This window comes from Lutibacter sp. (genome assembly GCF_021647475.1).
Classification (GTDB): Bacteria; Bacteroidota; Bacteroidia; order Flavobacteriales; family Flavobacteriaceae; genus Lutibacter.
This window is the reverse complement of sequence record NZ_JAKIUR010000019.1, coordinates 37,278-51,064: the sequence shown is the minus strand read 5'-3', so window position 1 is coordinate 51,064 and position 13,787 is coordinate 37,278. Positions and strand designations below refer to the sequence as shown.

The 13,787-nt window shown below is 27.4% G+C and carries 14 protein-coding genes; 13 read left to right on the top strand and 1 reads right to left on the bottom strand.

Translation table 11 applies throughout. The annotated features are described in order from the left end of the window. The 3 genes from L3J60_RS06415 to L3J60_RS06405 form a co-directional block, all read left to right on the top strand. On the top strand, window positions 1-119 hold a 119-nt coding region (locus L3J60_RS06415), incomplete at its 5' end, for an IS3 family transposase (RefSeq protein ID WP_291974669.1). Between the two features lie 31 nt (window positions 120-150). Next, on the top strand, window positions 151-516 hold the full coding sequence (locus L3J60_RS06410; protein ID WP_291974666.1) for an FtsX-like permease family protein: 366 nt from the start codon (window positions 151-153) through the stop codon (window positions 514-516). Between the two features lie 3 nt (window positions 517-519). Further along, window positions 520-1,569 carry an efflux RND transporter periplasmic adaptor subunit gene (locus L3J60_RS06405; protein ID WP_291974665.1) on the top strand — a complete coding sequence of 350 codons (1,050 nt, stop codon included), beginning with the start codon at window positions 520-522 and terminating at the stop codon, window positions 1,567-1,569. An 831-nt stretch (window positions 1,570-2,400) separates the two neighbouring features. Here the strand turns inward: L3J60_RS06405 and L3J60_RS06400 are convergent. Beyond that, a complete protein-coding gene (locus L3J60_RS06400) occupies window positions 2,401-4,509 on the bottom strand; it encodes an elongation factor G (protein WP_291974664.1) in 2,109 nt (702 codons plus the stop codon). 243 nt (window positions 4,510-4,752) lie between these two features. Here L3J60_RS06400 and L3J60_RS06395 point away from each other — a divergent pair, with 243 nt between their 5' ends. From L3J60_RS06395 to L3J60_RS06350, 10 genes are all read left to right on the top strand, one after another. Then, a complete protein-coding gene (locus tag L3J60_RS06395; protein WP_291974663.1) occupies window positions 4,753-5,178 on the top strand; it encodes a DUF2141 domain-containing protein in 426 nt (141 codons plus the stop codon). A gap of 10 nt (window positions 5,179-5,188) precedes the next feature. Beyond that, window positions 5,189-5,746: an isoprenylcysteine carboxylmethyltransferase family protein gene (locus L3J60_RS06390; protein WP_291974662.1), complete on the top strand. Its 558-nt coding sequence runs from the start codon at window positions 5,189-5,191 to the stop codon at window positions 5,744-5,746. Window positions 5,747-6,013: 267 nt separating this feature from the next. Then, on the top strand, window positions 6,014-7,357 hold the full coding sequence (locus L3J60_RS06385; RefSeq protein ID WP_291974661.1) for a 2TM domain-containing protein: 1,344 nt from the start codon (window positions 6,014-6,016) through the stop codon (window positions 7,355-7,357). A 47-nt stretch (window positions 7,358-7,404) separates the two neighbouring features. After that, window positions 7,405-7,701, top strand: a complete 297-nt coding sequence (locus L3J60_RS06380) for a 2TM domain-containing protein (RefSeq protein WP_291974660.1) — start codon at window positions 7,405-7,407, stop codon at window positions 7,699-7,701. Between the two features lie 2 nt (window positions 7,702-7,703). Then, window positions 7,704-8,015: a 2TM domain-containing protein gene (locus tag L3J60_RS06375; protein WP_291974659.1), complete on the top strand. Its 312-nt coding sequence runs from the start codon at window positions 7,704-7,706 to the stop codon at window positions 8,013-8,015. Window positions 8,016-8,071: 56 nt separating this feature from the next. Next, a complete protein-coding gene (locus L3J60_RS06370; RefSeq protein ID WP_291974658.1) occupies window positions 8,072-8,824 on the top strand; it encodes a LytTR family DNA-binding domain-containing protein in 753 nt (250 codons plus the stop codon). A 648-nt stretch (window positions 8,825-9,472) separates the two neighbouring features. Further along, entirely contained in the window at window positions 9,473-9,769 is a 297-nt protein-coding gene (locus tag L3J60_RS06365; RefSeq protein WP_291974657.1) for a hypothetical protein, read from the top strand. Window positions 9,770-9,965: 196 nt separating this feature from the next. Next, window positions 9,966-10,601 (top strand): hypothetical protein, encoded by a 636-nt coding sequence (locus L3J60_RS06360; RefSeq protein WP_291974656.1) that lies wholly within the window; start codon window positions 9,966-9,968, stop codon window positions 10,599-10,601. Window positions 10,602-10,621: 20 nt separating this feature from the next. Continuing rightward, entirely contained in the window at window positions 10,622-11,410 is a 789-nt protein-coding gene (locus L3J60_RS06355) for a hypothetical protein (RefSeq protein WP_291974655.1), read from the top strand. Window positions 11,411-12,093: 683 nt separating this feature from the next. Further along, on the top strand, window positions 12,094-13,416 hold the full coding sequence (locus L3J60_RS06350) for a hypothetical protein (protein WP_291974654.1): 1,323 nt from the start codon (window positions 12,094-12,096) through the stop codon (window positions 13,414-13,416). Window positions 13,417-13,787 lie beyond the last annotated feature (371 nt).

Genomic DNA, 13,787 nt, shown 5'->3' with positions numbered 1-13,787 from the left:
AATCTATACACAATTATATTACCTGGTATAACACCAAAAGACTGCATTCTAGTTTAGGATACCTTTCTCCCCTAGAAATGGAAATAAAATTGAAAGGAATTATTAATAAAGTGGCTTAAGAAAATTGTCCCAAATTTAGTAGGTAGTCCAATGTTGGGTATATTTAATATGATGACAGTATTAGTAAAAGAAAGGATTGGTGAGATTGGAATTAGAAAAGCGATTGGTGCTACCCCAAAATCCATTCAAAAAATGATTTTAATTGAGGCCGTACTTATAACACTATTTTCGGGTGTTATTGGGTTGATTATTGGTTATATAATTGTGATGCTAACTAATTTATATATTGTAGCCAGTAGTGATTCAGAACCTTTTTTAATTTTGAGTATTAATCTGCCCATTATTTTAGGAGCTTTAATATTATTAGTTTTGGCTGGAAGTATTGCAGGTATTATTCCAGCAAGAAAAGCTTCAAATGTATTACCAGTAAAAGCATTGCGTGAATTAAATAATTAAAAAATGAATAAGAAAATAATTATAACAATAATAATCCTATTGACGTCTATATTTTTCATTATAAAATTTGTAAATAATAAAAAGCAAATTCCTTCTGAATATCCAAAATATAGATTAATTGAGAAAAAAAGCTATATACTCGGTAAATTTTGGCCAATTGAAGAAGTTAAAATTAAATCAGAAATTTCTGGAATAATAGAGAATATTTTTATAAAGATAGGAGATAACATTTCCATAGGTCAAAAAATAGCCAAAATAAGAATTATTCCAAATCCAGAAAATATTGAATTAGCAAAACGAGCCTTACAAATTGCTAAAGTTGATAAAAATCAAAAACAAATTAATTTTGATAGAAATCAAAAACTTTTTGATAAAGGAGTAATTGCTAGAGTTGAATTTGAACGTTTTACACAGGATTTAAAAAATGCCAAAATTGAATATGATTATGCCATAAAAAACTATAACATTGCACTAAAGGGATTCTCTGCAAAAAATGAATCAAGAAATATTATTAAATCTACAATTAAGGGTACGGTTATAGACATTCCAGTTAAGGTGGGGATGAATATAACCCAAAGAAATAATTTTAATGAGGGTAATACAATTGCAATAGTAGCAAATATGAAAAATTTTATTTTTGAATTTAATATTGGAGAAACAGATGTAAATCAGATTCATATTAATGACGAATTTGGAATTGCCGTTAAAGCCTTTAATAATAAGCGTATAAAAGCTAGAATAATTGAACTCAAACCTTCATCTGCAAATCAGAAAAACAAATTTTCTTATTTGGCTAAAGCCAAATTGCTGAATAATAATTTACCTATTAAGCCAGGTTTTAGTGGTCTAGCTGAATTTTTATTAGAAAGTAAAACCAATGTTTTATCAATTAAGGAAAAAAATATTATTTATAAAGGAAGTAAATCTTTTGTAGAAATTATTAATGATAAAGGAAATATTAGTAAAGTTGAAATCACAAGAGGTGTTACTGATGGAATTTATACTGAAATGATAAATGGTATTTCTAAAACGGACAGGGTAAAAAGTCAATGATAATTTTTAACATTAAGAATAGTAATTTATCCATTGGCAAAAAATTTAAAGGGAATAAAAACTAAAAAAATATAATAATACCCATTGTGCATTTAAATAATACTGATTTTTTAATTATATATCTTTCTAAAGATAAATTTATTAATGTATTGAATAACCATTAAAGCTGTCAATTTTAATAGTATTCTAGTTCTATTGATCATATAATTGAGAGAATAATGTTTCCATCTATTTCTTTTTTTATGTATAAAGTTTTTTTGTAATCTCTTTGATTATTCCTCATAGGTATATTTAATTTTACAGATTTCAAACAAATTAAGTTGTATTTCTAATGAAAGATAACCTCTACCGCCAATTAAAGTCCAATCGTTTATTTGTGAAGGAATATTTTTGAGAGACACAATATAATTTCGTAATTTGTATTTAAGTTGTTCATAATAACCTGAGTTCGATGTAAGAAAGTAGTATTTTTCATACAGAAATAGCAGAATAATTTATATATTTAAGTGTTGATAATCAAACATATAATTAATTATTCTGTTATGATTTCTGAATATAAATTTGCTAATTTATTTTGTTCTATTGCTAATTTACGGATTTTCGGTAAGTGTCCAACTTCTTTATATTAAATCATAATGCGCAACGGGTTTATAAAAAAAATTAATAATTTGGCATTCAGTTAATATTTGTGCTTTTATAATTTTAGACCATACTAAAACTTTGTGAATTATAAAAAACATGGGATTAATAAATATTAGCTGGATATACTTACTAAAAAGACTCGTTTATTTTTAAAATAAGCGAGTCTTTGTTTATAGCTTGATTTAATTTCTAACTTATTGCTTTAGTTAATTCTTGTTGAATGTTGTTTGGTACTAATTCAAAATTAGAAAATTTGGTAGTAAAACTTCCTCTACCTTGTGTTATAGAACGTAAAGTTGTAGAATATTTATACATTTCAGCTAATGGTGTTTTTGCTTTTATAGTTTGGTATTTTCCATCACTATCCATTCCTAAAATTATAGATCTTCTTCCTTGTAAGTCAGTCATTACATTCCCTAACATTTCTTCGGGAACTTTAACTGTTATCTCATTAATAGGTTCTAATAATTTAGGTTTTGCATTTAAAAATGCATCTTTAAAGGCATGAGCACCTGCAATTTTAAATGAAATATCATTTGAATCTACAGAGTGCATTTTACCATCAAACAACATCACTCTAATATCACGAGCATAGGAGCCAGTTAGTGGACCTTCTTCCATTACTTCTAAAATACCTTTTAAAACGGCTGGTAAATAACGAGTGTCAATAGCACCGCCAACAATACAATTGTAAAAAATTAATTTTCCGCCCCAATCTAATTCTATTTCTTCTTTACCTCTAATATTAAAACCGTCAGGTTCAGGCATTCCTTCAAAATAGGGTTCAATTTTAATGTGTACTTCTCCAAATTGACCTGATCCTCCGGATTGTTTTTTATGTTTATAACTTGTGGTTGCAGAGCGTTGAATGGTTTCTCTATATACTACTTTTGGCTGTTCAAAATTAGCTTTTATACCATACTCTTTTTTTAGTATCCAGTCAATAGTAGCTAAATGCAATTCTCCTTGGCAAGAAAGAATTAATTGTTTTAATTCTTTTGAATATTTAATTTCAACTGTTGGGTCTTGGCTTTTTATCTTTTTCAAAGCTTCATTTAACTTTTCTTCTTCATTTTTATCCTGAGCTCCAACTGATTTATGTATTCTTGGCGAAGGAAAATTAATTGGTTTAACTGTGATTTCTGAACCTTTTGTTCTTAAAGTATCATTAGTTTCAGTATATTTTAATTTAAGTGTTGCACCTATATCACCAGCAGTTAATTTTTCAACTGGTTCTCGGTTTTTACCATCCATTATAAATAATTGGTTGACACTTTCAATTTCACTGTTTCTGGAATTTTCCAATTTATCATTTTGTTTAATTTCTCCTGATTTTACTTTGAAAAAACTAATTTGTCCTAAGTTTGGTTCGTATAATGTTTTAAAAATAAATAGGGAAGTTGGTGCATCAGCTTGGCAAACTAATTCATTGCCTTCAACGGTTTGTTCGGGTTTTAAATCGGCAGAAGAAGGTGTAACATTATCAATAAAGCCCATCATTCTACCTGTGCCCATATCATTTAAAGCGGAGATACAAAATACTGGGTATAATTCATTATTTAACATTCCTTTTTTAATTCCTTCACGCATTTCATCCTCATTTAAAGTGCCTTTATCAAAATATAGTTCCATTAAATCTTCATCATTTTCAGCAGCTTTTTCTACCAATTCATTTTGTAATTTATTTGCTAATTCTTTTTGATCTTCAGGTATTTCAAGTTTTTCAGGTTTTCCACCGTTTGGCCCAAATTTGTACATTTTCATTTTTAAAACATCCACAATGCATTGAGCGCCATCAACAACTAACGGATATTGAATTTTAATGACATTTTTACCAACTAAATCTACAATACTTTTAAAACTTTCATCAAAATCTGCATTAGGATGATCTATTTGGTTAACGGCAAATAATGTTGGTAATGAAAAGCGATCAATATAATTCCATATAATTTCTGTACCAACTTCAGCCCCTTGCTGAGCATTTATTACCATAACTACAGAATCGGCAACACGCATAGTTGAGGCAATTTCACCTATAAAATCGTCTAAGCCTGGGGTGTCAATAATGTTAATTTTGTAATTACGCCATTCCGTATGTAATGGCGTTGAATAAATGGAAGTTTCTCTTTCTTGTTCTATTTCGTGATAGTCAGAAACTGTATTTTTGTTTTCAACACTACCACGGCGTTTGAGAAGTCCAGCTTCAAAAAGCATTGTTTCTGCTAATGTAGTTTTACCACTTTTATTGGCTCCTACAAATGCAACGTTTTTAATGTGTTTATCATCGTATATTTTCATAATCAAAAAAATTATATTAAAAAGATGCATAAAGTTACAAACTTTTTAATAGATATATATGACTAATGTTAGGGTTTTTTTAAGCTTTTTTTACTACTTGAAAAGTGATGAATTCATCTAAATAATTCTAAAATTACAATTCAGTCTGTTTTTTTTACAGTTGAGGATTTAAAAATTTTAAGATTTAGATTGTTTTCACAGTTTTGTATCAGAAAAATAAATATTTAACTTAAATTAATAATTATGCAGCAATTAATTTTAACTTTAGTATTAGTACTTTCATCGGTAGTAACTATAAATGTGCAAGATAAAGTAGTTAAAGAATCAACTGTAACAGTTACAGTAATTAATGCACTTTCAGATAAAGGAACTATAAAATTTGCTTTATATACGCAAGAAAATTTTATGAAAACACCTTTGCAGAGTATTTCATCAACTATAAAAAATGGAGTAAGTAAAGCCGTATTTAAAAACGTAGCGGTTGGTGAATATGCTATTATTTGTTATCATGATGAGAATGAAAATAACCGATTAGATTTTGATGAAAGAGGAATTCCTATTGAAAGTTTTGGCACTTCAAATAATGTGATGGAATTTGGTCCTCCACAATTTGAATCGGCTAAATTTGAGGTGTTAGATAAAAATGTGACATTAGAAATTAAATTTTAATTCAATAGATATGAGTTTGATATTTATAATTATATATACAGTTTGGTTTTTATCAGAAGTTATTTTGAGTCTATTATTACGTTCAAAAAATAAAGGATCTAAAAATAAAGATAACGGTACTTTAAAAATCCTTTGGGTATTAATTTTAATTGCAATTTTTTTAGCAATTTTCGTCTCTCATTTTAATTTCCCGATAACTAAAAATACAGCAATATACTATGTTGGTCTTTTATTTATCTGTACAGGAGTTATTTTTAGGTTTGCAGTAATTGCATATTTAGGAAAGTTTTTTACAGTAGATGTTACCATTAAAGAAAATCATAAACTTAAAACGGATGGATTTTATAAATATGTGAGGCATCCATCTTATGCAGCTTCATTATTATCTTTTATTGGGTTCGGATTGTCTTATAACAATTGGGTTTCATTGCTAATTTTAGTCGTAATAATTTCAACTGCATTTTTAATTAGAATTAAAACTGAAGAAAAAGTATTAATAAATTATTTTGGAAAGGAATATTTAAATTATAAAAAAAGCACTAAAAAATTAATACCATTTATTTATTAAACATATTAATTAAAAAATCAATAAATTATAAACTATAAAGAAAGTATATTAGTAACCCGTTGTGCATTATGATAAAATTTCGTCAATTCGAGTGAATTTTAGCCTTTTTAGGCTTAAAATTAGTATCGAGAATAGGTTTTTTATTTAAAAATAGATGTTCTCGATACAATTTTTTATCAAAAATTACTCGAACTGACGTAACAGGATGTTTAAAGAGTCAAAATGCACAACGAGTTATTAGTGCTAAATTTTTTACCATAAAGTAATATGAAATTTAAAATCCATTACATATTTAAAGTATCTCTAATTATAGCGATAATTATTTTTGCTGTTGAGATATTGTTGTTTTCTAACGGATTTAATACTCCAATTAATGAATTAATTTTATCATTTGCCATTCAATTTATGTATGCATTTGTACTTTCTTTAATAAATTTTTATTTTTTCTATTATTTAGGTGAAAAAGTAAATTGGAAAGGTTACTCAATAAAACGATTAATTATTGGTGTATTTGGCTCTATAATTTTAACAATGGTAGGATTAATAGTACTACGTTTTATTACCGTAGTTTTTATTTTAGGAAAACCCGTAGCACAATTTATAAATGATAAAAATGCCAGTACGTATTATATTTTTGGATTAATTATTACGTTAGTGGCAAGTTTATTTTTTCACGCTATTTATTTTTATAAAGCTTTAACTGAAAAAAGAGTAAAAGAACAGCAAATTGTAGCAAAAACAGAAACCGCTAAATATGAATCTTTAAAAAGTCAGATTGATCCACATTTTTTGTTCAATAGTTTAAATGTGTTAACCTCATTAATTAGCGAAAATCCAAAACAAGCCGAAAAATTTACAACAAAATTAGCTAAAGTTTATCGATATGTTTTAGAACAAAAAAGTAAAGATTTAATTGATTTAGATGAAGAACTAAAATTTGCAAAAACCTACATGGAATTGTTAAAAATGAGATTTGAGAATGCAGTTACTTTTCAAATTCCTGAAAAAGCAAGTAATCCAAATCTAAAAATAATTCCACTATCGCTACAATTATTGCTTGAAAATACCATTAAACATAATATTGTTTCAGAAGATCAACCATTAAACGTAATTATAACTGAAGAAAATGGTTATTTAAAAGTGGTTAATAATTATAATCCAAAAACTTCTATTGAAAAAGGAACTAAAGTAGGACTAAAAAATATTATAGACCGCTATCAATTAATCACACTTAAAAAGGTGTTTATTGAAAAAAACAATAAAGAATTTAGTATAAAATTACCATTATTAACACAAAAAATTAAAATCATGAAAACATCAGATTCACAACAAAATACCAAATATATACGAGCCGTAGAACGCGTTGAAGAAATTAAAGGATTTTATTCAAGCCTAATTGCCTATTGCATTGTAATTCCTTTTTTAATATTTATAAATATTAAGTATAGTTCTGGCTTTTATTGGTTTTGGTTTCCAGCATTAGGTTGGGGAATAGGTCTTTTATTTCAAGGGTTCAAGGCTTTTAACTACAATCCAATATTAGGACATGATTGGGAAAATCGAAAAATTAGAGAGTTTATGAATGAAGATAAAAAACAATATTGGGAGTAGGGTTAAAGTCTAAAGTTTAAAAGTTATAAATACTAAAAAATATTAAAATGAGAACAAGTTATACAGAAGAAGATAAGTATATAAGAGCCAAGAAAAAAGTGGATAATTTAAAGGGATTTTATTCAAATTTATTAGCCTATGTCTTAGTAATTCCTTTTTTAATTTTTATAAATTATAAAACTTCACCAGGTTATTATTGGTTTTGGTGGCCAATGTTTGGTTGGGGAATTGGAATTTGCTTTCATGCCTTTAATGTATTTAATTATAAAATAGGATTAGGTAAAGATTGGGAAGAACGAAAAATTAAAGAGTTTATGAATAATGATAATAACCATAAATTTTAGTGATGAACAACTATACAGAAGAACAAAAATATATAAGAGCTAAAAAGAAAGTGAAATCAATAAAAGGATTTTATATACATTTAATGGTGTACATTTTAGTAAACGGATTTATTTTACTATCGGAAGCACTTTCAGAAGGAGGCTGGCATATTTTTTGGGAATGGCAATCCTACTCAACTATGATATTTTGGGGAATTGGATTAGCTTTCCACGCCTTTGGAGTTTTTGGAATGGATTTTATTTTAGGAAAATCTTGGGAAGACAATAAAATTAAAGAAATTATGAATAAAGATAAAAGAGATTCTTGGGAATAATATATTAAGGCTAAAGTGAAGTGGATATTACACTAAAGAATAATAAATTAAAATACATGAAAGTAGTAATTATAGAAGATGAAAAACCTGCAGCTCGCAGATTAAGCCGAATGTTAAATGAATTAAATATTAATCCAATTGCACAACTGCACTCCGTAGAAGAATCAATTAATTGGTTTTTAAAAAATAAGCAACCCGATTTGCTGTTTTTAGATATACAACTTTCCGATGGATTATCGTTTGAAATTTTTGATGAAATTGAAGTTAAAAGTGCTATCATTTTTACCACAGCTTATGATGAATATGCACTTAAGGCCTTTAAATTGAATAGTGTAGATTATCTTCTAAAACCTATTGATGCAGATGAACTAAAAAATGCTATTGATAAATATCAAGAAATTCATACCTCCAAAAACCTAAATACAATTACCAATCAACAACTAAAAGAACTTATTTTTCCAAATGTAAATTCCTATAAAAAACGTTTTACAGTAAAAATTGGACAGCATTTAAAATTAATTTCAACGGCAACTATTGAATGTTTTTATAGCGAAAATAAAGCAACTTATTGTTGTACAACAAATAATAGAAATTATATGATTGACGATACTTTAGAAGAACTTCAATCTAAACTATCACCCGAACTTTTTTTTAGAGTTAGCCGAAAATATTTTGTAAATATAAATGCCATTAAAGACATTATTTCCTACACCAATAGCCGATTAAAAATTATACTAAATAATTATAATGAAACTGAAATTATAGTAAGTCGAGAACGAGTAAAAGATTTTAAAAATTGGTTGAGCTAATTTCTTCATTCTATAACCATACGTCATTACGAGGAGCGTAGCGACGAAGTAATCTGTTACTTTATTTCATTCCGTCACTGCGAGGAGTATTTCACGACGTGGCAGTCTTTCATCTCAACAAACAGATTGCTTCACTCCACTGCATTTCGCTTGCAATGATGAAACTAAAATAACGTCATTTTCAGCATAACAAAATACAACGTCATTCTCAGCTTGACTGGGAATCTCATTCTAAAAATTGCAATCTTCAAATAACCAGTTACTTACAATTAATAGGATTAATGAAGTAAAAAAAATGGTAATATTTTTGGTAATCGTTTTTTTTTTTTTTTACATTCACCGCAGAAAGAGATAAAACCCCAAAAAATTGTTAACTAATAAAATTGCTATTTATTCAACTAAATTACTAATTTTTTATAAGCTCATCTATTTTGAGTTTATAATTCCAAAAGATATTAATAATCTGAAGATTTTTATAAAATCCTCTGTTTGTAAAATTTTAAAAATAACTACGCAAAATAGTATGTTTAATTTAAAACCATTGCCTATGATATAGCCAACAAATACACCCAGAGGAAAGTGTTGCAAATGTAATACATCTCGCCGAATTATTAAAAATAAATTTATTTTAATTAAAAACAGTAAATAATGAAAATTTATAATATTCATAAATTAATAGCGGTACTTTTTATAAGTACACTATTTTTAACAAGTTGTAATAATGATAATAATGATGTGCCTGTTGCAGAAAATACTTATAATGGTAACGGCTTAAAAGTGTTAACGTACGCTTATCATAAAAAAGGTGTTGCAGGTAAAGGATTAAGTGTAACCACCATTGCAGAATTTGATACACAAGACACCTATAATAATTATGCAGATGATTTAGATAGCCAAGTAGATGCTTTAGATGATGCTTTTGTAGCTGAGGGGTTATTTAGATGATGATGCCCTAAATGCAAAAGAAGAAGAATTAGGTTTTGATAGTGAAAAACCATTAACAGATTTTGAAAACCAAATAGGACTACAATCGTTACGTCAAAAATATATAGCTGCTGAAAATGCTTGGCTAAATAATGATATTTTAGATGAAGCTACAGCTCCTGATAATAGTTCAATTTATGATTTTGACGAAAGTAAAATGACATTAATAAATAAATTAGGAGAAGTTAAAATAGGCACTACCATTATTAAGCAATTAACAACTCAACAAATAAACGACATAAATGCTTTAGCTCAAAAAAGTGGGCAAAAAAATAAAGTAGCATTAGTACCTTTAGATGATGCTTATTTAACTATTAATGATGGAGATTTTAATACCTTAATAGCTTTTAATGAGGGAGATGTATCTGTTGTAAATAATGATAATGTTACTGTAGTACAAGATTCTAATGTTGGTTGTAGATATTTTAAAAGCAAAAAAAAATATATTAAATATACGGCTGGTAAAAAAGTATGGGTTAAGGTGAAATTTGATAATGTTGGAGGCGGGTTATATTTTAAAGCTAAAGCAAAAATAAAATCATTTAAACAGAAATCTAATGGGCATTGGAAACGTTATAGAACTAGTTTAGGAGTTCAAGTTGCTACTGACTACTTTTGTGGAGGCTTTTATCAAGTTACCAAGAGTATGAAACGAAAAAGAAGAAAAAAATTGAAAAGAACTATTACAAGGGTGGGAGTAAGTGGCAATTTAAAAGCAAGAAGTGATGGGGAATCTGTTATTGGAGGTTTTGAATATGGTGGTAAATCTGGAATTATGAGATTAACATGGTAGTATTTAACTTAAAAACAACAATGAGTATAGTACTCATTGTTGTTTCTTCATTTATTGGGCAAGCTCAAGATAATGATGAAACTAATTATGAAATTTTTAATAGTTATGGTAATTTTGGTTATAGTTTTGCTCCAGTACTATTCAATAAAGCAACTATTACTAGAAATTATGGAAATACGATACTTACTAATAGGCCTATACTAAGTTACCAGTTGGGTGTAGTTTACCATTTTCAACCAGCTAAAGAGTGGGGTATAAATACAGGATTAACATTAACTCGATTGCCTATTTCAAATATATCCTTTAATTTAAATGATAATGATGTTTATCCTGGTTATGGAGGTAGCAATAAATCAAAAAGCATAGGTTCACTCTTTTTGTCTGTACCAATTAATGTTGAATTGAAAAAGCAGTTGGCAAAAAACTTATATGCCAATCTAAATTTTGGAATAAATATTAGTTTTATACCTTCTGATGGTTATGAAGAAGTTTATATATATTCTAATCAAGAATTACAAGAAAGTAGGGAAGTCTTTGCAATGTATCAATTAACAGGTTCGGATAATCTTAATGCAAGTATTGTTTTAAGTGGCGGTTTTTATTTTACTTTAAAACACTGTTTGATAAAAACTAATTTAGTATATAATAAATCATTTAAAAATATAGTAGAAGGAGAGTACCAATTTGGTAATTTACTGGTTTCAGAGCCTACACGAGGAGATTATAAAATTTCAGGAGATTATTTTGCATTAGCCACCACCATTTACTTTAAAATTAAAAAGAAGCATAAAAAGAAAAAACAACACTAATAAAATTAGTAATAGATAGAAAACTTCATTTTCTTTTTTTATGTTATTATGAGGAGTGATAGCAACGAAGTAATCTCACTCAAAGAAATAGATTGCTTCACTACATTTCATTCCGTTCGCAATGACGAAATAAACCGTCACTGCGAGGAGTTTTTTACGATGTGGCAGTCTTTTATCTCAACAAACAGATTGCTTCACTTCACTGTGTTCCATTCGCAATGACGTCATTACGAAAGAGGCACGATTGAAGTAATCTGTTACTTTATTTTATCCCGTCACAACGTGGCAGTCTTTCATCTTTAACAAACAGATTGCTTCATTTCCCTCGCAATGACTGAACAGAACGTCATTTTCAGCTTGACTGGGAATCTCATTCTAAAAATTGCAATCCTCAAATTTTCAGTTATTTACCATTTAATATAGTAAATTATGTTAAAGAAAGTTAATGTTCTTAGTGTTTGTTGTTTTTTTTTTTACATTCACCGCAGAAAGAGATAAAATTCCAAAAAATTGTTAACTAATAAAATTGCTATTTATCCAAGGAAATTACTAATTTTTTATAAGCTAATCTATTTTGAGTTTATAATTCTTATTACCATTAATAATCTAAGGATTTTTATAAAATCCTCTATTTATAAAACTTTAAAATAACAAAGTAAAAATTAACTTTAAAATAAATAAAAATGTCAGATTGCTTAAAAGTAAAAAAGAGTAAATTAAATTTTTTTAAAACGGTTATGAGCAGTATGCTCATAACCGTTTTTTGTACGATAAGTTTAAAAGCACAAAATGCTGAAAAATTATTTAAAAATAACCACAAATGGGGTTTAAACATGCAGTTAAATAATTATTTTGGGTCTAATAATTACAAAGCACATAAAGATAGCTATTATTATAAAATAACTACAAGTTATGTGCCTGCAATTGGGATACGTTATAATTTTTTACAAGTTAAAAATTGGAATTTTAATGCTAGTTTTCAATTAAACTTTTTTGGAGATAGAGATAAAGAATATATAGCACCAAAAGAACTTCCTAACATTGGAGGTTGGTGGGACATTGCAAGTTCTAACTTAGAATCTATATTATATATACCTATTACCGCAGAGTATATATTTTCAACACAACGGAAAGTTACCTATTCGTTAGGGGCGGGTTTTGGCATGTCTTATTTTCAATATAATGAAGACGCTTTAGGAGGCTATTTTGAAGTTAATTATATACCTATTAGCACAATTAATTACGTAGGTAATGGTCATTATTTTGCAAGTGGGCATATAAAAGCAAGTATGTATTTTAAAACTAAAGGAGGTACTATGTTCCAAACTAGTATAACCTATAAAAAAAGTTTTAAAGATTTTAGAAAAGGAGTGTATTCTTTTTCAAATTTAGAACAATCACCAGATATTACTCAAAAATTTTCACAATCTGGAGATTATTTAGGATTGTCTTTAGCTGTATATTTTAAGAAAAAAAACAAAAACACTAATAATCTTAAAGCTATTAAATCATCTAGCAATATAATAGAGCCTACTGAGAAAAAAACAAGATTTGGTTTTAAGGGAGGATTAAATAAGACTAATATTAGAGGGATTATGGTGGATGGAAATAAATCGGGTTATACAGGCATTGAATTATACGGTAGTTTTTTTGCAGACACACAGTTAAGCAAAAAGTGGAATATAGAAAATGAGATTTTGTTTTCATATACGGATTCTTATCATTTTGCTGAAATACCAATTCATTTAAAATATAAATTATCTCCAAAATTTAATGTTTTATTTGGTCCTAAACTTGATTTTTTAATAGGAAATGTTTCTGATTACGGATCAGATATTTCAAAATACTACGGAGTATCATTTGAAGTTGGATCTCAATTCAAAATAAATAAAAGTTTTTTTGTTGAATTTAGGTACTCAAAAAGTTTTACAAAGCAATTTGATTATTATGATTTTTATGATGGAAAAAGAAATACTTTACGGATAGGAATAGGTACATATTTTTAAAATTTATAATAAATCATTTAAAAATATAGTAGAAGGAGAGTACCAATTTGGTAATTTATTAGTTTCAGAGCCTACACGAGGAGATTATAAAATTTCAGGAGATTATTTTGCATTAACCACCACCATTTACTTTAAAATTAAAAAGAAGAAAAGAAATAAAAAGAGAAAATTTTAATAAAGCGTACTATTAGGTATATTCAGTAAAAATATTTTTAAATGCTTAATAATTATTTTGGATATCCGTAACCATACAAAATGTCCATCACCTAAACTTTTTTAGGGTTATATTAAATAAAATACGGATTATCAAATAGTAATGAGATGCTGAACCGAGTTCAGCATGACGAAGTAAACCGTCATAACGAGGAGAG